The organism is Moorena sp. SIO1G6, assembly GCF_010672795.1.
Lineage (GTDB): Bacteria > Cyanobacteriota > Cyanobacteriia > Cyanobacteriales > Coleofasciculaceae > Moorena > Moorena producens.
On sequence record NZ_JAAHFZ010000074.1, the window covers coordinates 1 to 19,668 of the forward strand.

Genomic DNA, 19,668 nt, shown 5'->3' on the forward strand with positions numbered 1-19,668 from the left:
CTGCTCTAGTATCATGACCACCAACTGCTCCGTTGTCAGTTGCTTGAGTTGGGGGGGAGCTAGTTTTTCGGGTTTCGGTTTTTCGCTCATGCCGTCACCATACCGGATTTCTTGATTTTGTCAACCCTCTCACCTGAATTCTTACGTTTACATCTATAAAGGATTTTCATCACAATATCGTTATGGCTTACGATGGTCTGGTTATCCGGAGTTGAGATAACTTATGTTTTCAAATGTTTTTGTTTTATGTACCGGAAGATGTGGCTCTACAACATTTGCTAAAGCCTGTCAGCATATTCAAAACTATACAGTATCTCACGAATCTAGAATATCTTTGATAGGAGATCAGCGCCTTCAATATTCTCAAAATCATATTGAAGTAGATAATAGGTTGTCGTGGTTTCTCGGTTCCTTGGAAAAAAAATATGGAGATTGTGCTTTTTATGTACATTTAAAGCGGGATATCATGTCAACGGCTAAAAGTTATGCAAAACGCCTAGATAGTCCTATAATTAAAGGTTACTCAGAATCAATAATCCTTCCTAAACAGTTTAATTACGAACGACTTGATATTTGTATTGATTACTGTAACACCGTCAATGCTAATATTGAATTGTTTCTCAAAAACAAAAGTCATAAAATGGAATTTAACCTAGACAATGCTCAGGAAGATTTTGGAAGATTTTGGAGCTTAATTAGTGCTCAAGGAAATTATGCTATGGCCGTAAAAGAGTGGGAAAAGAAATATAATGCTTAGGCGTTCCTGAAAATTAAATCGTTATTACACCAACCGTCAGCTGATGATATAAGCCGATAGAGATGTTTCCTGTGTTGGGCGATCGCCTCTACAAAACTGGCGGATTTAGTGGCAACGGTATTCGAGGAAAATTATAGCGTTTATAGGACTCATGACTTACAAATGGATCCCCCTAAATCCCCCTTAAAAAGGGGGACTTTGAGGTTAATAATTGTACCTCATACATGCAATTAACGCTATATATCAGCAATCATTTAGCAGCTTTGGCAGCAAAAGAAGAACAATTTCCCCCCAACCCATCCACAATGGCACAGGTATTGCTAGTAATCATGCCAATATAAGTTCCAGTATCACTCCCTTTTTCTCCTAGACCATCTGCAAATAACTTTTGGTCTGAGAGTTTAACCTTTGCTTCTCTGGCGACAGTGCCAATAACCTTATCATTTGTTGTTACTTCAGCGAAAATTGTTGGTACCTTACTTTTCTTAATCTTCTGTACCAGTTCTTTCACCCGTGCTGCTGTCGGTGCTTCTTCTGCGCTAAGCCCTTGCAACGCATCAGAATCAGAAAAACCGTAAGCGTTAATGTAGTACCCTAGGGCATCATGGGTAGTAATTAGTTGGCGTTGCCCTTTGGGTATGGTAGCAACTTGTGCTTTGACCCAAGCATCCAACTGTTCCAGTTCAGTGGTTAGCTGTTTGGCATTCTTAGCATACAATTCCTGATCATCTGGGTTAAGTGCTGCCAGTTGGCTACGAATGACTTCTGCCATCTTGATACCATTTTGGACATCATGCCAAATATGGGGGTCGGGCTCTAGTTCCTCATCACTGTGAGCAGATCCTGTCTTTTCTTCCTCATGGTCATGGTCATGGTGATCATCATGGTGATCCTTATGGTCATCCTTATGGTCATCTTTTTCTTGCTCATGATCATGGTGGTGATGTGCTTCCGCCATAATTGGACTAGGCACAGCTTGATCATGCACCGCTATTTTAGGAGCTGGTGTATTAGTGGCTTGAACTAATTTAATAACTTCTGGTTCAAAGTCGTAGCCACCGTATAGAACTAGTTGGGCTTGCTCTAGGGATTGGCGAGCTAAGCTGGTAGCTTTGTAGGTATGAGGGTCTTGACCTGGTTCAATCAGACAGGCCATATCAATGGTATCTTGGGCAATTTCTGTTGTTAAGTCACAAAGCACACTGTAGGATGCTACCACTAGTGGCTTCTCCCTTGATGAGGTTTCACTGGTTTGACTACAACCACCTAGTGCTACTCCAAAGGCGAGAGCAGCACTAGCTAAGATGTTAGGAAGTTTAACTGGTGAAGGCTTCAGCATAGATAAACCCGCTTAAATTAGTAGCTATTAAGAACAAGAATCATTTTACAAGGCTTAGGCTGAGAACGACAATCAGTTGCAGCACGCTACACTATGATAGTGGTAGTCGTTCTCACAAAACCTAATGTTAGAAGTCCATAACCTAGGAGTCTGTTACCGAGACACTTGGGCTATTTGTGATATATCCTTCTCCCTCCAGCCAGGACAATTAACTGGCTTACTGGGGCCCAATGGTGCTGGCAAAAGTACTATGGTGAAGGCGATGCTGGGACTGATTCCAGCAGTGAATGGGGTAGTGAAATTGGCAGCCCGTCCCCTCCGGAGTCAATTAAAACGAGTCGCTTATGTTCCTCAGCGATCGCAAATTGATTGGGACTATCCGATTACGGTATGGAATGTAGTGATGATGGGTCGTACAGTCCACACCGGTTGGTTTAGGTCTCCTAGTCGCCAATCTAAGGAAATTGTTAAGAATGCGTTAGAACGGGTGGGTATGTTCGAGTATCGCCACCGTCAAATTGGCGAACTCTCTGGTGGACAGCAGCAGCGGGTATTTTTAGCGCGGGCTCTAGCTCAACAAGCGGAGTTATTATTTTTTGATGAGCCATTTGTGGGCATCGACAAAAAGACGGAAGACATTATTTTTGAGGTTTTTAGTGAACTTAAATCCCAAGACAAAACCTTACTAGTGATCAGCCATGACTTAGGAGAAACCTTAGCTCATTATGATCAACTCCTTTTATTGAATAAGCAACTGATTGCTGTGGGTTCAAGGGCCCAAGTGCTGACACCGGAAAACCTGAGCAAGGCTTATGGTAAGGTGATGAGTTTGGCCGCAGCTTGAGGGCTGAGTGTTGAGTGCTTAGTTCTGAGTGCAGAGCCTGCTAAGTCTGTCAGTCCCAGAGTAGGAGAGTAATACATGTTAGATAGGGTTCACTGTTCAGCAATGAACCCAACCTAATATATACTGATTCTTGCTGGGCTGGAAAATTGATCAAACAGGATATCACAGGACTTATGACTGACTCTCAAACTGGTCGGATGTTGCTTTCCCATAACTTTGAACTATCAGACGATAGTTTCCCTGAACTAAACCGGGAAGAATTCACTCAGGTATTTGCTGAAGGATTAAGTAACTATCCATCCTTAAAGTGTCGTAAATTAGATCATCCCCATTGGATGGTTGAAATTTTATTCCCTACTCAAGAGTTTACCCCACCTCAAGTTGGAGAATTGTGCGCTAAAGCTCTAGACGAGAAGCGGATTAGTCAAAAAAAAGGAGATTTTTTGCCAGATATATTAATATTAGGAGGTTTAAAGAAAACTCCACCCTTAAGTAATTATCCTGATACTCTCCAAACCGGAGAATGGGGAGTTGATGTTGTAGAAACGACCTCAGCAGAGCAATTTTTAACAGCCCTAGGATGGGAGGATAAAACAGCTGGTAAAACCATTGACAATGTTTTCAAGATTGAAAAAATAAATAATACTTCATCCTAAATTTAAATCAATTATCATTAGTTGGTTATAATTATAGGTTTCCTAAATCAATTGTGATAATTTTTGATCCCAAGTTCCCGACTCCCGACTCCCGACTCCCGACTCCCGACTCCCTACTCCCTTTTATTTATTATGAATTGGCTGATTGAGCCCCTAGGTTTTGAATTTATGCGGAATGCGATCGCAACGGCTGTGCTGTTGGGGATATTAGGCGCAGTGGTAGGCAGCTACTTAATAGTACAACAAATGAGCCTGATTAGTAGTGTGATTGCCCATTCGGTTTTACCTGGTCTCTCAATCGCATTTTTTTTAGGAATAAATATCTCTATTGGTGCATTGATTGTAGGTATCATTAGCGCTTTAGTTGTAGCGGTGATTCCTAAGCGTACCCGAGTCAAAGTCGATGCAGCAATGGCGTTGACCCTCAGCAGTTTTTTAGGCTTAGGAGTCATCCTAATTACGGTTCTGAAAACTAACCAACTTGACTTAGAAGATATTCTTTTTGGTGACATCTTAGGGGTGAGACCAGCAGATGTCTGGCAAACCCTGGTGATTACAGGAGTAATTTTACTATTAACAAAGTTATTCTATAAAGAGCTATTATTCTATACCTTTGATCCCTTGGGAGCCCAAGCTAGCGGTTTACCGGTAAAACTAATTTATTTCGGGTTAATCTTGGCGATTACTCTCACCATTGTCGCCAGTATGCAGACGGTAGGGGTGTTGCTGGTTATTTCTCTGTTAATCGGACCCGCGACTACCGCTTATTTATTAGTCAAAGAATTACATCATATGATGGGTTTAGGCTCAATGATTGGAATTATTTCCAGTGTCAGTGGGATGTATATAAGCTACTATTTTAATTGGCCATCAGGTCCAGCAATTGTAATGGTAATCTTTAGCTTATTTCTCCTGGCATTTTTGTTTAGCCCAACCCAAGGTATTCTAACGGAGCCAGCTGTCGCACGTCGCCAGGCTAAGTTATTGACTTTGCTGAAAGAATTATTGAGATTGAATCGAGGAGACTAATATTAGGTTCGGTTGACTATTTATAAATGGTAGGGAATAGGGAATAGGAAAAAGGGAGTTTTATGTTTTTTTTATAACTGAATCATATCTAATCTAATAAATGGGCAACAGCTTGTAACTGCTCCATATACACAGGGTAACTCATGATTGGCTTTTGCCTGGGATAGCCTGACCCAAACGATGTTGGCGTAGCCTTCCCGAAGGGTAGCCGATGCTCTGGGGCGACTCCTTCGGGAAGGTTAATTAGGCACGCCAAGGCTTGTGGTAGCTGGGTTTCGTACCTCAAGCTAGCCTAGGATGGGACTACTGAGCTTACCGGACAAGGCAGAAATCTGGAAGCTCTTCAACTGGAATTCCCTCATCGCAGGGGCCAGTAAACTTGAATGCCTCTGCTTCAATAAAATCACCAGTAACATTACCGACTAGATCATAGTTTCCTGAGAGTTCCAACTTCTTGACTGGTGCTCCTTCTTTCAAGTCATCTGCTGTCAGCTCGACCCAAATAATATTGGGGGATAAAGTTGACTCAAAGTAATAAACTTTGCTAAGGTGATTTGCTGCTGTTCGCCACATGGTAGAGGAAATATTGGGTTCTTCTGGATCAGTTAATGCTTGGAATGGAGCTGATACATTGCGAATGACCGACATTACATTGGCCACTGTTTCTCTGTCGGACTCAGGAGTAGGTAGATTTTTTAGGTAATAGCTCGCTCGTACATACCTGTCAGCTGCTCGGCCTGTTCCAGGTAGCATAGCTTCGCCACCTACTGATTCCCAATAAGCATTGAGTGCTATTTGCTCATCGTAGATAGGAGAGTTGGTCATCACCACAAATTCCTTTCCATGGTGAATAACCAGCTTGCCTTCGACGTGTTCAAAGATAGCCGAGTCACCCAGTGCATCTGAAAGAGAAAAATGGAGTGTAGCGGGATGGCTGATACCGCTGTCGCTAGGAAGCGTTGAGGGAACGATTTGTAACTCATCGTTCTCCAATGCACTTACCGCTTCCTGAACCGTTGCAAAATTGTCCAAAATATACTGAGTATATGCTGACCATGATATTCCCTCACGGGAGGTGTCACGCTCGCCGAAATCTGCTTCGGCAAGAAACAGCATATTTGCCATCAAGCCTTTTTCATTCAACCCATCAGCAGTAGCTGTATCGTAGGCAGCAGCGATCACACTTCCATATTTTGACTTCCACTCAACAGAATTCTTACCTACTACCCCATCTCGCTCCATTCCAGCCGGAAACATCCATAGATTGGATTTAGTGTCTTCATACCAATCCATACTGCGGCCAGTGACAGCATAGGCGGGTGTGACGTCTTCTGTATCTGTATTAGAGGCATGAAGAGCCCGTGAACATGCTTGAGCATCACTCAAAAAAACCAGATTTATGATTAACCCACAGATCAATAATGCTTTGAAAGTTCGCACAATGAAGTGCATAACTTATGCCTCCTGTGTTTATGAATGTAGATTGCACCAGTAATAAAATGTATCAGATCCTGCCAAATTTCTCTAGACCTCGCCACTAGTGATCGCGCCACCATCCCAACCCAGCCTTGAGAACCTCGCAACTCAAAGGACTTGGACTCACGAGCAAGCGCTACCATAATCAGCATCTGTGACCTTGGCGACTGGGAGTCAGAGCGGGGCGATCGCCCCGCTCTGACTCCCAGTGACAAACGGTACCTACGACCTGGGATGCCTAACGGCTTTGAGGGCAGCAGCGCGAGACTAGCTTTGGAGAAAAAGCGATCCTTTCCCCTACCCATTCGCTAGGGTAAGGGGTTGGGAATTCCTTAATTCTATAAGGGCGATTATGTTGTTGAAATGTAACTAATTCAACAACATAATTACTCTCAATTGAGGTACTCCTAATCCCCAAAGCTTGATTGCGATCGCCAATCCTGCGAGGAGCCACTAACAACAAGTCTAATAAGGGATGCCTTCAGGGAACATTACGGCAATCCGTTTTTTTCGCATCTCGGCTTCGGACATGCAAATTTCCTCAATCTGATTAACGACATCTTCTTCAATGCCAAGATATTGGGCCATTTTGTGGACTGATGCCTGTTCATCCGGATGATATTCTGCATCAGCAGCACAAGCCTTAATGGCCGCATAAATAATCGCACGACGACCGTTTTTGTCTAGAGTGGGGGCCTGGGCAAGAACCTCAAGTAGATCATCATCTGCCGGGTAATCTTTTGCCATGTCATACTCGGTATTGCTATGGTAACAGGCAGAAAGACATAGCTAGTGTTGTTTATTTTCTTTCCCAAGATGGTGCATCATTTATGACTGGAGCGCTGATTCCGATAGATGGCGGACTCACGTCTCAGACTCAATCATTATCATCCCTCAATGTTTCGGATACTTAAGCCCAAAAAAAACCTCAAAACGGGAGATTAATATAAGATGCTTCTAACTCAGAAGCATTAGCTAAGCTCCTCCCAAGGAGGCTCACTTCATCTTCGACCATGGGCTCTTGAGTCTTTTTAGCGTGGTCTCGCTTGTTTTTTCGACTTTGGTTTATGCTTCGGTGTGAATAACTCCCATCCCTGTCTGCTCCAGAGAGTAAAACAATATTCAAGCCGGAGGCAAATAGGAGCGTCCTATAATATAATGATAATGACAATATTTAATTATTGCTGTTTTTTATTATCATTATCACTTAAAATTATTTCTATCCTTGGAGGTATTTACAAAATTCCTTCGCTTTTGAAAAGCTTTTAGCTTTGTTTGACTCCTAGCCCTTACAGCTTTCTTAGCTCATCACAGAAGATTATTCTTGAACAATTACGTTTTTAATCTGTGTTGTTGTTGATCTATATTTAGAAATGCTAAAAGATATCTTAAGCAATAAAGTATGGCTCGTAACTGGAGCGAGTGGATATGTAGGTGGGGAATTATGTAAAAAAATTAAAACAGAGTATCCTTCTATTTATTTGATAGCAACAGATGTAAACACTCCCAGCCACAATTTATATGATGAGTTTATCATCGGCTCTTGGGAGCATCCCAATTTGGCACGTTAGCTCTTTTTAGGGGGCTGAAACCCTTGAAATATCGTTGCTTTGGGTAATATTGTTTCCAAAATGGGATGCTCCCCGGCTCTTTGGGAAATTTTGAGAATACAGTAGTTCATAAAATATTAACAGGCAAAATTGATTTAGTAATCCATCTAGCAGGTGTTGCCGTTGAAGGATGGTGCTTTAAAAACCCTCTTGAAACCTGTGAATACAACATACGTGCAGTCTATATTATCTTAGAAGCTATACGAAAAAGTATTTATCCATGTCATCTAATTTTGAGTACAACAGATAAGGTTTATGGACGAGATGCAACTCAAATAAACCCCTATTTTGAAGACGAGCCTTTGTTAGCAAAAAGTATCTATGAAACCTCTAAAGTCTGTGCAGATTTGTTAGCGCAATCGTTTTACTTTACTTATAAAGTACCGTTAAATATTTTACGTTTTGCTAATCTTTATGGAGGGTTAGATAGGAATAGTTCACGTCTAGTACCACGTACTATACAAAGATTGCAAAACGGTCTACCTCCTGAATTACGTTTAACCAATAATGGTCAGGAATATACACGGGATTTTATTCATATATCAGATGCTATTGAAGGGATTATCATGGTAGCCAAAGCTTCATTAGAGTCAAATTCCAATATTATCGGTGAAATTTTTAATATTAGTAGTGGTAAGGAGTATAGGATAAGAGATATCATAGATATTATTATTAGTATTTTCCAACCAGGAGTGAAATATGTGGAGGTTAAAGGAGGAGTAAACTATTCAGAGATTGTCAATCAGTGCGCTAGTAATAATAAGATGAAACAGGTGTTAGGATGGGAGCCTAAAATTTCTTTAAAAGATGGGTTAATAATGATTAGAGATGAGTATGGTCAAGAGTAAATCCTTGCTGGGGGGGCGACATGCAATCTGACATCGATACTGGCTAATAATTTCAGCCCATAAGGTATAAAAAAATACATGCTGTTTTGGGCAGACCTTGGACGTAGTTATAAGGGTCCGGATCTTCATGACAATGAAAGGAGGGTCAATTGGCGACTGTATCGAGTATGAGCTCATTGGCATCAAAGCTTTATATAGTCAGATTTTGAGAGCTGATGTCGCCCCTGAAGCGACTCAACACACTTAAACGTGTATTCTTAGGTTCCCAAATTTCCTAACTGACCAATTTATGTCAACAATAATAATTAAAGCAGTGTATGAAAAATTTGAGAGTAATCCCTGATGTCTAGTACAACATTTGGACTCCACGGTAAGCTTTATGAGTACTTTCACTCAGTTTCTTTACGAGAAGCGGAAATTTTGACTCAACTCAGACAAGAAACCGCACAACATCCTATGGGTGTAATGCAGATTGCCCCAGAACAGGGGCAGTTTATGGCACTACTGATACAGCTAATGGAGGCAAAGAAAACTCTGGATATAGGAGTATTTACAGGGTATAGTTCTCTAGTAGTAGCATTAGCATTACCACCAGATGGTAAAGTAGTTGCTTGCGATACTAGTGAAGAGTATACTGCGATCGCTCGTCGCTACTGGCAAATGGCAGGAGTGGCTGAAAAAATTGATCTCCACATTGCACCAGCATTGGAAACTCTAGACCGTTTACTAGCAGACTTTCAAGGTGGTACATTTGATTTTGCCTTCATTGATGCTGATAAAGCTAACTATGATAGCTACTATGAGCGTTGCATTGAATTAGTTCGCCCAGGTGGACTAATTTTGATAGATAATGTGCTCTGGTTAGGTAAGGTAGCCGATCCGGAAATAACAGATAATAGAACCGAGTCTATTCGTGCTCTTAATCAGAAAATCCAACAAGATCAAAGAGTAACTATTAGTCTGGTACCGATCGCTGACGGCTTAACCCTAGCGCTGAAACGTCCTTAGAGAACCAGGGTAAGGGCAAGAATAAATCAGGAGGCATTATTATCAACAATATTGATAAAACAGTGCGATAGTCCTGAGAATCAAGGATTAACCCTTTTCTGTCACTCTCCGGTTATAATAAGTAGAAAAAGAAAAAAAAGAAACTCTACAAGGTAAGCACAGCAATAGATGTAGAGGAACAAATCCTAAAACATTTAGCCAGGGATACCCAGGCAACAGTATCAATAATAGATGAATATTGTCAGAGATTAGTTTAAATTATCCAGCTTTTTTATCTTTAAATCAATCGGCAGAAGTGGCCAATGAGGTGACAGATACTGATGATATCCAGGTGATTAATCATCAACAATGGAATTATGAAGGTGGATGGAATAATGTGTTAAACAATTTTCGTTTACTGATTCAACCCATCATGATGTTATGGCTTATTTTTCCATGGTTAGATATTTTACCTAATAGTAAGTTAGGCCTGGGATTGAATCAGCTAATTAGTGAAATTAATCAATGTCAATCCTTTTTTTATTCTGGATAATCTGGCTTATTTGTTAATCATTGAATTCGGAAAGTGACAGAAAAGGGATAAATTCCCTGCGGGCTTACCCCATGGCTAGAAGCAAGGGGCTTGCGCCCTTAGACTTTTCGGTCAAAATGTAACACAGTGCGATCAAGCCCGCTGCTAGGTTAGGTTAAGTTAAGTAACCCAACAATCTCACTAAATTAATTTAAATTACTTCCGTTCAAAGGAGGCAATCAAAGGGTTCTCAGAACTTAAGTATTGATTGATTGCTGACAAGGCTTGAGGTTGATGGGAAACATGAGCATCAATGAATAAACCAATTGTTTCTGCTAGCAAATTCCGTAGTAGGTCTTCCGGTTGAGATGCTGGATAGTCTAGGAAAGGTCTACCAGTAGTGGAATCAGATGGATAAGCAATAGAGAAATGATTGGCTCCCTCTAGAAGTAGCAGATAACTATCGTCTCTGCCCCCTGAGATCGCTTCTCTAAAAGTGCGTAACACTGGAGTGGTTGCTTGTTCCCAAGTTACTCCATAGCGGTGGCTGCTGTTGGCAATAACTCCATCACAGGTTCCTCCAATCAGCATTAATGGTAAAGCATCAGGTAAAGGTAAGATTTTGCCCGATGGATATCCTAGTTGCTTTCCTCCTGCTGTATGCGCACCATAGGCAAAAGAAGCCACAATTTGTGGAAAGAAGCGTGGATTTGCACTTTCAATTACAACTCTGCCCCCAGCGGAGTGTCCTCCTAGAATGATGTGTTTTAAATCAAGCAGGCCAGCTAGAACTCCGTTAAGTTGTAATTTCTCTAATGCTACCAATAGGCTTGGTAAAGCAGAGGCTGTTGGAGCTGAACCATAGGTGTTTGGAGCCCACATTGCGATGTCAACACCTGGAGTCAGACCTACTATACCAGGTAAGTTTTCGGCAACCCAGGAGAAAGTGACAACCACAAGCCCACGTTCTGCCAACTTAATAGCAAGCCACTGATATACTTCAGGACTACAGTTTATGCCATTAAAGAAAATGACGACTTTGAAGGGAGACTGCTGAGGATCAGCAGGAACAATACCCATATTTTGTTCCTGATCGCTGCCTGACATCAGGGCTGGATAGAAAACTTTCAAATGAATGGTGTCATATGGAGAGGAAGCATCTTCTACTTTGGTAGACTGAAAAATTGCTCGAATAACCATACCACAAAAACTTATTTATTCAGATTTTAATCAGCTTATCAATGACAGTGAGCTTTGAAGCACACCAATAGATGGAAGGCTAACGGCCTTGAGGCTAGCGGCGCGAGACCAACTCTGGGAAAAGCCAAATTTTTCCGTCTTTGATATCTAAATGCACTATAGAACGGTAAATCCGATTCAAATCTTCCCAACCCACATTCATCCACTGGTAATGATCCCGATTAGTGTCAAAAATTAGTTGTACTTCCACCTCATCATTAGAAACATCATCCTTGGCGTACTGGTTCAGTAATATCTGAACGTACTCGCGGTATTGAGCTACTTTCTCCATTCAACAATCACCTCTTTCGCTGAATCATACACAATTATCAAGACCTGATAATTTTATATACCACCATGCTTTAGCCTACAGATCCGCTGTAAGAGTTGTAAGATTTGGAAATTATAGCACTATGCATTAAAAGGACATTGATAAAAGCTGAAAAGCTAATGTACGTGAACTTTTGCCTCTTGCCTCTTGCCTCTTGCCTCTTGCCTTGGGCGTAGCGCTATATCACCGCTATTGCTCACAAGCTCAAGCCTAGACTCGCCTACCCTCGTGAGTGTAGCTATGTCACTACAAAAGACTACAGGAAGAATTATGCCTTGGAGTGTCAAACACAAAATCCGTTACAGTATGTAAATAAGCGCAGTTACCTTTTTAACCCAGGCACAATGGTATCCTCTTCCTCGATAGCTGTCAGAGAACTCCCCATATTTCCCCTACCTGAAGTCGTTTTATTTCCTGGACGCCCTCTGCCGTTACACATTTTTGAATTTCGCTACCGAATCATGATGAACACGATTTTGGATAGCGATCGCAGATTTGGTGTCTTAATGTGGGATCCTGTTAAACAGGAACCAGCTACAGTTGGCTGTTGCGCTGAAGTTATCCACTTTCAGCGTCTTCCCGATGACCGGATGAAAATAGTAACTTTAGGTCAGCAGCGGTTTCGGCTCTTAGAGTACGTTCGTGAAAAACCCTATAGGGTTGGACTAGTGGAATGGATTGAAGACCAGCCACCTGCTAAAGACCTCAAACCAAAGGCAAAAGACGTCGCACAGTTATTGCGGGATGTTGTGCGTCTTTCCGCGAAGTTGACCAACCAGAAAATTGAGCTACCAGAAGACCTGCCCGATCTACCGATTGAGTTGTCTTACTGGGTTGCTAGCAATCTGTACGGCGTAGCCTTAGAACAACAGGCACTTTTAGAGACCCTGGACACCGCACAACGTCTAGAACGGGAAACAGAAATTCTCACTTCAACTCGCAATCACTTAGCAGCACGCACTGTACTCAAAGATGCATTGACTTAAGCTTTAATTGTAGCGTTTCTCATAGCTATGAGGTACACAGGATTTTTGGCCAGATCCGCTGCTCTCGACTCCCGACTCCCGACTCCCGACTCCCTACTTCCATTAACCCAGAACGAAAGTACCTCACCCAATTAATAACTGCTATAACAGTTTTGTTCACGGTTGACGGTTAACTGTTGAAAGTAAAATTATCAACATTTATGAGGGTGTAGCTGCCAAAAATCTTGAGGATTTCCTGATCAGGAATTATTTCCTCAAGAGCAGCTTTAAATAATGGTGTATACAGATCTGATTCCAGTTCAATAAAGAATATGTACTCACCAAGTAATCGTTTGGTGGGACGAGACTCAATCCGACTTAAATTAATACCTCGACGGGCAAACACCTGGAGTGGTTTAGACAAGGATCCAGGTATATTAGCAGGAGGACTAAATGCTAAGGAGGTATGACTACCTCCAGGAGATGGCTTTAAACTCAGCACCCAAAACCGGGTGAAATTATCGGGATAGTCATTAATGTTAGATGCCAGTACTGGTAGAGTGTAAAGCTTTGCTGCTCGTTGAGAAGCGATCGCTGCTGCATTGTGATCTTTGTCCAAAAACTGTAGCGCTTCAGTAGTGGAGTTGGTAGGTACCAGTTGCACTGATGGCAGAAAATGCTCTAACCACCCCTGACACTGAGCCAGGGCTTGGGGATGGGAATAAACAGTTTTAATGTCTGCTATGGTTGATGCCCGTGACATCAGACAATGTCTGATGGGCAAAACCAGAGCCTGTTGGATTTGTAGCTGATCTAGTTGCCAAAGCCGATCTAGTGTCATGGCGACACTGCCTTCAATGGAATTCTCTACAGGTACCACTGCTAGATCAGCTTGTTGGTTAGCTACTGACTGTAAGGTTTGGCCAATGCTGGGATAAGCACACAAGAGGGATTGCTGACCCTGTTGTTTCTGGAGTCGCTCAGCATAAGCTGTGGCAGCGGCTTCTGTATAGGTTCCTGGTGGTCCGAGATAAGCAATAGAAAGTGACATAATAGAAAATCTAATTTTAAAGTAGCTTGAAGGTTAGCAGCTTGTTATTTAGTAAAGAGATGTGATGATTTTTTAGTGTGAACATAAATCAGTATTGAGTTTGATGATATAGTTATAAATGTTATCTAGAGTATGGCGGTTGAATTGTAATAATATAATTAATAATAAATTAGGATTATATCAGATTTTAAGTTACTTGGTATTTATCAAAATGTTAACTGTAAACTATTGAAAAAAAACACTACTAAGTTCGTCAGTAAATCAGTTATTAGTAGCTGGGGTATTTTTAGGCTTGTTTGGGAATCGAGGAACCGATAAACAGCAAGCGGGAATATTCTATTTTAAGAGTAAAGCTGGGTATCTTGATCTGCCCTAGTTAACGTTTATTTCTTTCATGATGGCATCGGTTTTTGAAAATTTCCAACCCCTAGCTGCGATCGCTACCACTCCTACTGGGGCTCAAATCCTGCAACCCCTGTGTCAAACTACTGGTGCAACTCTTTGGGTACCGAATTCTCTGAGCACCCTAGAACAGGTTGCTGTCTACAAGGGTTCTCTCAAAGACCACATTGCCTCCCTCTGGCCAAACCACCGTGCTTTGGTGTTTTGTTTGGCAGCCGGAGCAGCGGTGCGCTTAATTGCTCCTTTGTTAACGGATAAGTCCAGTGATCCAGCAGTTGTGGTAGTTGATCAAGGGGGAGGTTTTGTAATTAGTTTGTGTAGTGGTCATCAAGGGGGGGCAGATCAACTGACACGGTTAATTGCTTCCCAACTCGACTCAACGCCTATTTTAACGGGAGCAGCAGCGGATTTAGGTCTACCTGGAGTTGATGTCTTAGGTATTCCCTTTGGCTGGTATCGGGGAAAAGGGGATTGGACTAGAGTCAGTGCTGTGGTTGCCCGTGGGGAAATAGTACAGGTAATTCAAGAGGCTGGTTCCACTCTTTGGCAAGCTCATCTTAGAGATGGACATCCTTTTTATTTCGGATTTCCAGAGGATAGCGCTACAAGTGAATCCGAGTCGATCTCACCTAAAGCCAGGATTTGGATTAGTCCCACCCACCAGCAATTTTCTCCAGAATCGGATTTACCAAACGTGCAGTGGTATCCACGGGTAATGTGGGTGGGAATTGGCTGTGAGCGAGGAACATCGAAGCAGTTGATTGAAATGGCGATTCGGCAGACCTGTGAGGGTTATGGTTTATCAGAAAATGCGATCGCAGGAATTGCTACTATTGACCGCAAAGCCGATGAAGTCGGCATAGTCCAATTGTGCCAAGAGCGCCATTGGCCTTTACGCACTTTCCCAGCTGACGTACTCCGTTCCGTAACCGTACCCAACCCATCGGATGTGGTGGCGGCAGAAGTTGGTACTCCCAGCGTTGCCGAAGCAGCAGCTCTCTGTGGCGCTAGAGGGTTGAAGGTTAGCAAGTTGTTCGCGAAGCGTGGCCTTTTGGCCAAGGTTAGCAAGTTGAAGGTTGAAGGTTCTAAGCTCAAACGGACTAACCTTGGCCTTTCGGCCACGCTACGCGAACAACCCTTATTAGCTCCCAAACAAATAGTCAAATCAGCGAATCAACTAGGAGCGGTAACTGTAGCGATTGCTCAATCCCCAGTAGAATACACTGGACGTATGGGGAAACTGTTGCTAGTGGGTATCGGTCCGGGAAATCTTGACCAAATAACCCCAGCAGCTAAAACAGCTATATCCAGCGCTGATGCTGTGATTGGTTACTCCCTCTATATCAATTTAATTGCAAGCTTGCGACGTCCAGGACAAATTATCGAAGCGTTACCGATTACCCAAGAAACCCAACGAGCAAAACGTGCCATTGAACTGGCTGAGTGGGGATTAACGGTAGCAGTGGTTTCTTCTGGTGACTGCGGTATCTATGGTATGGCGGGGTTAGTCCTAGAAGAATTGCGCTCTAGAGGCTGGGATGGTAAGACACCCCAGGTGGAAGTATTTCCTGGTATTACAGCCTTACAAGCTGCTGCCTCTCGTGTGGGAGCGCCCCTGATGCATGATTTTTGTGCCATTAGTTTGAGTGACCTATTGACCCCTTGGCCAGTAATCGAAAAGCGTCTAGAAGCCTCAGCCGCAGCAGATTTTGTGACTGCGTTGTACAATCCGCGATCGCGTAATCGTACTGAGCAGATTGCGATCGCACAACGGATTTTTCTCAAGCATCGTAAGCCTGATACCCCTGTAGCCATTGTGGTTTCAGCCTATCGAGACGATGAAAACATCACTCTCACAACTCTTGACAAAATGCTGGAAATACCCATTGATATGCTAACTATGGTGCTAATTGGTAATCAAAGCACTGATATTCATCAGGATTGGATGATTACACCAAGGGGATATCAGATTTAAGGTTTAATGTTGAAGGTTTAAGGTTTAATGTTGAAGGTTTAAGGTTTAATGTTGAAGGTTGTTGGCTTTCGCGCAGCGTCGGCAAAGCCTAAAGCGTGGCCTTTTGGCCAAGGTTATTGGCTTGAAACCAGATTCAACAAGTTCAATCAGAGAAACAACTCAAACACCTGACGACAGAAATGTTTTAGCTTTTCCCCCACTTCAGCTGATGGCTGACAATTACCGATAATTTGCCAACGCTCCACTGTGGACAGTCGCCAAGCTTCTCCTTGATGGTTAAAGGCGGTCGCTTCCAAACCAATCAGCCGATGAGATTGATCCAAGTGGTCTTTATGAAACCGAATCTGTAACAAAATACTTCGACTTTGGAAGCGTCTACTCCAGCCAGGGAAGTGAAAACCAATGTCAATGGAGTTAGGATCCACCAGTTCTCGGGTTTCCGGGTCATTGGTCCAAGGCTTGAGGTCAGCCTTGGCATCAGGGAATTCAGACTTAAACAAATTCACAACAGCCGCAATTTTGGTGGTGACTTCTAAGCCGATTGCTTGTTCAGCTGCGTTCACGCCTAATCTCCTATGGTTAACTGCTAGTTAGTAACGTAATTTGTATCTTTTTATTACAACCTAAGATAAATCTACCCAATTATTTATAAAAATTTATACTTTTAGTGTAAAATTTAGTAATTTGATCAAAAGAAGAACCAAGTGTTCCAGGGTAAGCGCAAGAAAAATGAACTCATAATATGCTAGGGGAACCGATGTCAGAATAAAGGTTTCCAATGGTTCTTGGCTTCGATTCCCCCGGGTTACTCAACTCGAACAAGTCGGCAATCCTTGCCACTGCTGCCTGCTACTGATTGTCAACAAGTTCAGCAGGCACTGATTGATCCACGAGGGAAAAAAGGGGCTAGATATGTAGTGATGAAATAGTGATGAAAAAACTAATTAATTTCAGCTTGACCCTAATTTTAGCCTTGGCTATCAGTCTTCTAGGAATAGGAGAAGCATTGGCTACAGAGCTAAAGGTTGCACTGTATCCATACGTTCCTCGGCTTGAGCAATTCCAAACAGCAATACAAGCTGAATGGGATTTGGTTGAACCAAACGTTCCCTTGAATTTCGTTCCTTCGGAGGATTGGGATGGGGGTTACTCGAATAATCCTCCTGAAGATGCAGATGTTTATGTATTCGATGCCATGTTTTTCGACTACTTTCGCAGTAAAAACTGGCTCGAACCGATACAGGCTAGTGAAATCGACAACTTGGAGGACTTCGTTGAATACGCAATAGATGGGGTTAAGGTAGGTGGGGAGTATTACGCAATTCCCCAGCTTGGTTGTGCAAATATCTTATTTTATAGACAAGATGATCCAGCGATTGCCAATGCAACGAACCTAGATGAAATTCAGAGTGCTTTGTCTTCATGCACCTATACCAGCGAGATTCCCCCCGATATTCGGGGCATGATGCTTGATATGGCTGGTGGCACGACAAATGCTACTCTTTACCTAGACATTGCCCATAGCTTGACTGGAGAATATCCCTTCCCATTGCCTGAGAATGAATGCCAACTTAACTCCCAGGCGATAGACAACATGCAAGAGTTGCTAGGGATGGCAAGCTATGAGAATGCAACGGATTCTATGGAGCCCAAGCAGCAGCCCTACCAGCAGGCAGAGTGGTTTAGTAATGATTGGGGACGTGCACTCATGGGCTATACAGAAGCGATGTCAAACATGAGTGAAAACACACGGCAAAACATTGGCTTCAAGGTCATGCCGTTATCAGATCAAGATCAATCCTATCCAGAAGTTTTCTATGCTGATGTGATTGGTGTAAATACTACAACTAAAAACAGGGGGACACGTGACTTTGCTGTAAAGCTAGCTAATACGATGGCAGCCTCCACAACGATGATTGCAAGTATTGGAGCAGATGCAAGTCATCCCTATCCCCAGTATCTTATGGCCACTCGTCCCAGCATATTCCAGACTCTTGAGCAATCGTTCCCGCTTTATGGTGATATGTTTGGGCTCATCCAAGGTCAGAATATTATTATGTTCAAGGTGAATGATCAAAGCCGTAGCTGGCTAGGGAAAATGAAAAACACGATTCGTGAGAAGGCTAGGGAGAATTATTCTTGCGGCTGTGATTATCCAGCTATCGAACCTATTCTCAATAACACTTATGCTCCTGAGATTTGTGGAGATACATGTGCCGACCATGGCGCTTTTTGGAACGGTCAGTGGACCAATGCATACCCAGCTGCACAAGAAACATCTGTATGTGGTTGCAACACATGCCCCTTGCCATAAAAGTCTGGCACCTGAGTCCTCACTTGTCTAAATTCCCACTCAGGGGTAAGCTCATATAGCAATCCGAGCTGAAAAGTGAACAGTCACAGTTCTTACTCAAAACTCAGCACTCAGGACTGACGAACTATTTTCAAGGGAAGTATTGTTCACAAGTCGATCAGGATTGCCACACGACAAGCAACAGCGTAAAGGCAAAACAACCGTGTCCATCAGTGAACAATCTATAGAAGTCGGGTCTTGGGAATGGTTCTATCGGGAAGCTAAAGCAGTTGGCGATAGTAAACCAGTGCCAGTAGTACTGCTTCATGGCTTACCATCCCAGAGTTTTTGCTGGTGTGAGATCATGCCAGATTTAGCTAAAGTAGGGTACAATGCGATCGCACCAGATTGGCTCGGTTCTGGATTATCCGCAAAACCGGATCGGCTTGACTTTCCTTACACACCAGATGCGTTCATTGAAGCCTTAGGCGATTTCCTTAAACAGCTGGAAATCGAAAGGTTTTCCTTAGTTGTCCAAGGCTTTCTCGCCTCAGTGGGACTTCAATATGCCTTGCGTCACTCAGACCAGATTGAGCGTCTAGTGATTCTCAATACACCTGTCTCGTCGGCTGCCAAGTTACCCAGCAAGATGCAGCAATGGGGATGGCCATTCATCGGAGATATGTTAACCCAAGACCCCCTGTTAGTTGACCGAAGTCTGGAAGGGGGGTCTCGCTATCGCATTGAAGACAAGTATTTAGATCTCTATCGCAAGCCTTTCCTCAAAAGCTCCGATCCTGGACGTTCTCTGGTAGCGACAATCAAGAATATCCAGATGAACAAGTGTATGGCAGAAATTGAATCAGGTTTCCGCAACTGGGACAAACCAACCTTAATTGTTTGGGGACTCAAAGACCCTTGGCTTCCGGTTGACCAAGCTGAGCAATTTGCTAATCAGCTTAAGAATGGGGAATTGGTGAAGCTGGAGGAAGCTGGACATTACCCTCAGGAGCATTGGTCGAAGGAAATTAGTGAAATACTGGTGCCGTTTCTAAGACGCAAAGCTTGAATTTTTCAGTATCCGTGGCAATTAAACGATGTCGCGATCAGCAGCAAATTCTAGGCAAGCTTTAATGTCTGTTTCGGTCAATTCTGGAAAGTCATCGACAATTTCGGCGTGAGACATACCAGCTGCTAGCCAGCCTAAAACGTCATCAACTGTTATGCGCATCTGTCGAATACAAGGTTTACCACCTCGCTTATCCGCTTCGGTGGTAATAATATTGCGATCGCTCATTGGAGTTTTAGGGAGTAGGGAGTAGGGAGTAGGGAGT

20 protein-coding genes and 1 pseudogene are annotated in these 19,668 nt (G+C 42.9%); 12 read left to right on the plus strand and 9 right to left on the minus strand.

Annotated features, from left to right (window positions below; genetic code table 11):
* The first annotated feature begins 223 nt into the window (after positions 1-223).
* Positions 224-757, plus strand: coding sequence for a hypothetical protein (locus F6K63_RS32850; protein WP_008185486.1), 534 nt, complete (start codon positions 224-226; stop codon positions 755-757).
* Between the two features lie 250 nt (positions 758-1,007).
* Here the strand turns inward: F6K63_RS32850 and F6K63_RS32855 are convergent, their stop codons facing one another.
* Entirely contained in the window at positions 1,008-2,096 is a 1,089-nt protein-coding gene (locus F6K63_RS32855) for a metal ABC transporter solute-binding protein, Zn/Mn family (protein ID WP_287314460.1), read from the minus strand.
* A 124-nt stretch (positions 2,097-2,220) separates the two neighbouring features.
* Between F6K63_RS32855 and F6K63_RS32860 the strand changes: the two genes are divergently transcribed.
* The 3 genes from F6K63_RS32860 (at position 2,221) to F6K63_RS32870 (ending at position 4,625) form a co-directional block, all read left to right on the plus strand.
* The gene (locus tag F6K63_RS32860; protein ID WP_008185482.1) at positions 2,221-2,940 is read left to right on the plus strand and encodes a metal ABC transporter ATP-binding protein; all 720 of its coding nucleotides are present in this window, start codon (positions 2,221-2,223) and stop codon (positions 2,938-2,940) included.
* Positions 2,941-3,113: 173 nt separating this feature from the next.
* Positions 3,114-3,596, plus strand: coding sequence for a DUF2656 domain-containing protein (locus F6K63_RS32865; protein ID WP_287254336.1), 483 nt, complete (start codon positions 3,114-3,116; stop codon positions 3,594-3,596).
* A gap of 132 nt (positions 3,597-3,728) precedes the next feature.
* The gene (locus tag F6K63_RS32870; protein ID WP_353813148.1) at positions 3,729-4,625 is read left to right on the plus strand and encodes a metal ABC transporter permease; all 897 of its coding nucleotides are present in this window, start codon (positions 3,729-3,731) and stop codon (positions 4,623-4,625) included.
* 88 nt (positions 4,626-4,713) lie between these two features.
* Here F6K63_RS32870 and F6K63_RS32875 read toward each other — a convergent pair whose 3' ends face one another.
* Both F6K63_RS32875 and F6K63_RS32880 read right to left on the minus strand, forming a co-directional pair.
* Complete coding sequence (locus F6K63_RS32875; RefSeq protein ID WP_287314462.1) at positions 4,714-4,911, minus strand: hypothetical protein; 198 nt, start codon at positions 4,909-4,911, stop codon at positions 4,714-4,716.
* Positions 4,912-4,937: 26 nt separating this feature from the next.
* On the minus strand, positions 4,938-6,077 hold the full coding sequence (locus tag F6K63_RS32880; protein ID WP_287314464.1) for a linear amide C-N hydrolase: 1,140 nt from the start codon (positions 6,075-6,077) through the stop codon (positions 4,938-4,940).
* Between the two features lie 141 nt (positions 6,078-6,218).
* Between F6K63_RS32880 and F6K63_RS32885 the strand changes: the two genes are divergently transcribed.
* Positions 6,219-6,413, plus strand: a complete 195-nt coding sequence (locus tag F6K63_RS32885; protein ID WP_131827240.1) for a hypothetical protein — start codon at positions 6,219-6,221, stop codon at positions 6,411-6,413.
* Positions 6,414-6,566: 153 nt separating this feature from the next.
* Here F6K63_RS32885 and F6K63_RS32890 read toward each other — a convergent pair whose 3' ends face one another.
* Positions 6,567-6,848 (minus strand): tellurite resistance TerB family protein, encoded by a 282-nt coding sequence (locus tag F6K63_RS32890; protein ID WP_008185472.1) that lies wholly within the window; start codon positions 6,846-6,848, stop codon positions 6,567-6,569.
* A 904-nt stretch (positions 6,849-7,752) separates the two neighbouring features.
* Between F6K63_RS32890 and F6K63_RS32895 the strand changes: the two genes are divergently transcribed.
* The 3 genes from F6K63_RS32895 to F6K63_RS32905 all read left to right on the plus strand — a co-directional run bounded on the left by F6K63_RS32895 (position 7,753) and on the right by F6K63_RS32905 (position 10,099).
* Positions 7,753-8,559 carry an NAD-dependent epimerase/dehydratase family protein gene (locus F6K63_RS32895; protein ID WP_287314466.1) on the plus strand — a complete coding sequence of 269 codons (807 nt, stop codon included), beginning with the start codon at positions 7,753-7,755 and terminating at the stop codon, positions 8,557-8,559.
* Between the two features lie 342 nt (positions 8,560-8,901).
* Positions 8,902-9,567: a class I SAM-dependent methyltransferase gene (locus F6K63_RS32900; protein WP_008185468.1), complete on the plus strand. Its 666-nt coding sequence runs from the start codon at positions 8,902-8,904 to the stop codon at positions 9,565-9,567.
* Positions 9,568-9,805: 238 nt separating this feature from the next.
* The gene (locus F6K63_RS32905; RefSeq protein ID WP_287314467.1) at positions 9,806-10,099 is read left to right on the plus strand and encodes a hypothetical protein; all 294 of its coding nucleotides are present in this window, start codon (positions 9,806-9,808) and stop codon (positions 10,097-10,099) included.
* Between the two features lie 195 nt (positions 10,100-10,294).
* On the opposite strand, the gene F6K63_RS32910 is transcribed toward F6K63_RS32905, so the two are convergent.
* Complete coding sequence (locus F6K63_RS32910; protein ID WP_287314469.1) at positions 10,295-11,278, minus strand: alpha/beta hydrolase family protein; 984 nt, start codon at positions 11,276-11,278, stop codon at positions 10,295-10,297.
* A gap of 100 nt (positions 11,279-11,378) precedes the next feature.
* Positions 11,379-11,609: pseudogene (locus tag F6K63_RS32915) on the minus strand (element excision factor XisI family protein); the annotation flags it as partial.
* 383 nt (positions 11,610-11,992) lie between these two features.
* Here F6K63_RS32915 and F6K63_RS32920 point away from each other — a divergent pair.
* Positions 11,993-12,634 carry an LON peptidase substrate-binding domain-containing protein gene (locus F6K63_RS32920; RefSeq protein WP_287314473.1) on the plus strand — a complete coding sequence of 214 codons (642 nt, stop codon included), beginning with the start codon at positions 11,993-11,995 and terminating at the stop codon, positions 12,632-12,634.
* 169 nt (positions 12,635-12,803) lie between these two features.
* Here the strand turns inward: F6K63_RS32920 and pheA are convergent, their stop codons facing one another.
* Positions 12,804-13,664, minus strand: a complete 861-nt coding sequence (gene pheA, locus F6K63_RS32925; protein WP_008185455.1) for a prephenate dehydratase — start codon at positions 13,662-13,664, stop codon at positions 12,804-12,806.
* A 397-nt stretch (positions 13,665-14,061) separates the two neighbouring features.
* Between pheA and cobJ the strand changes: the two genes are divergently transcribed.
* Positions 14,062-16,041: a precorrin-3B C(17)-methyltransferase gene (gene cobJ, locus F6K63_RS32930; protein WP_287314477.1), complete on the plus strand. Its 1,980-nt coding sequence runs from the start codon at positions 14,062-14,064 to the stop codon at positions 16,039-16,041.
* 146 nt (positions 16,042-16,187) lie between these two features.
* Here cobJ and F6K63_RS32935 read toward each other — a convergent pair whose 3' ends face one another.
* The gene (locus F6K63_RS32935) at positions 16,188-16,604 is read right to left on the minus strand and encodes a Tery_1686 family protein (RefSeq protein ID WP_008185450.1); all 417 of its coding nucleotides are present in this window, start codon (positions 16,602-16,604) and stop codon (positions 16,188-16,190) included.
* 368 nt (positions 16,605-16,972) lie between these two features.
* On the opposite strand from F6K63_RS32935, the gene bcmE reads away from it, so the two are divergent.
* Positions 16,973-18,355, plus strand: coding sequence for a thiamine pyridinylase (gene bcmE / locus F6K63_RS32940; protein ID WP_008185449.1), 1,383 nt, complete (start codon positions 16,973-16,975; stop codon positions 18,353-18,355).
* 202 nt (positions 18,356-18,557) lie between these two features.
* Complete coding sequence (locus F6K63_RS32945; RefSeq protein ID WP_287314479.1) at positions 18,558-19,403, plus strand: alpha/beta fold hydrolase; 846 nt, start codon at positions 18,558-18,560, stop codon at positions 19,401-19,403.
* 21 nt (positions 19,404-19,424) lie between these two features.
* Here F6K63_RS32945 and F6K63_RS32950 read toward each other — a convergent pair whose 3' ends face one another.
* Entirely contained in the window at positions 19,425-19,631 is a 207-nt protein-coding gene (locus F6K63_RS32950) for a DUF433 domain-containing protein (protein WP_008185444.1), read from the minus strand.
* Positions 19,632-19,668: the final 37 nt, after the last annotated feature.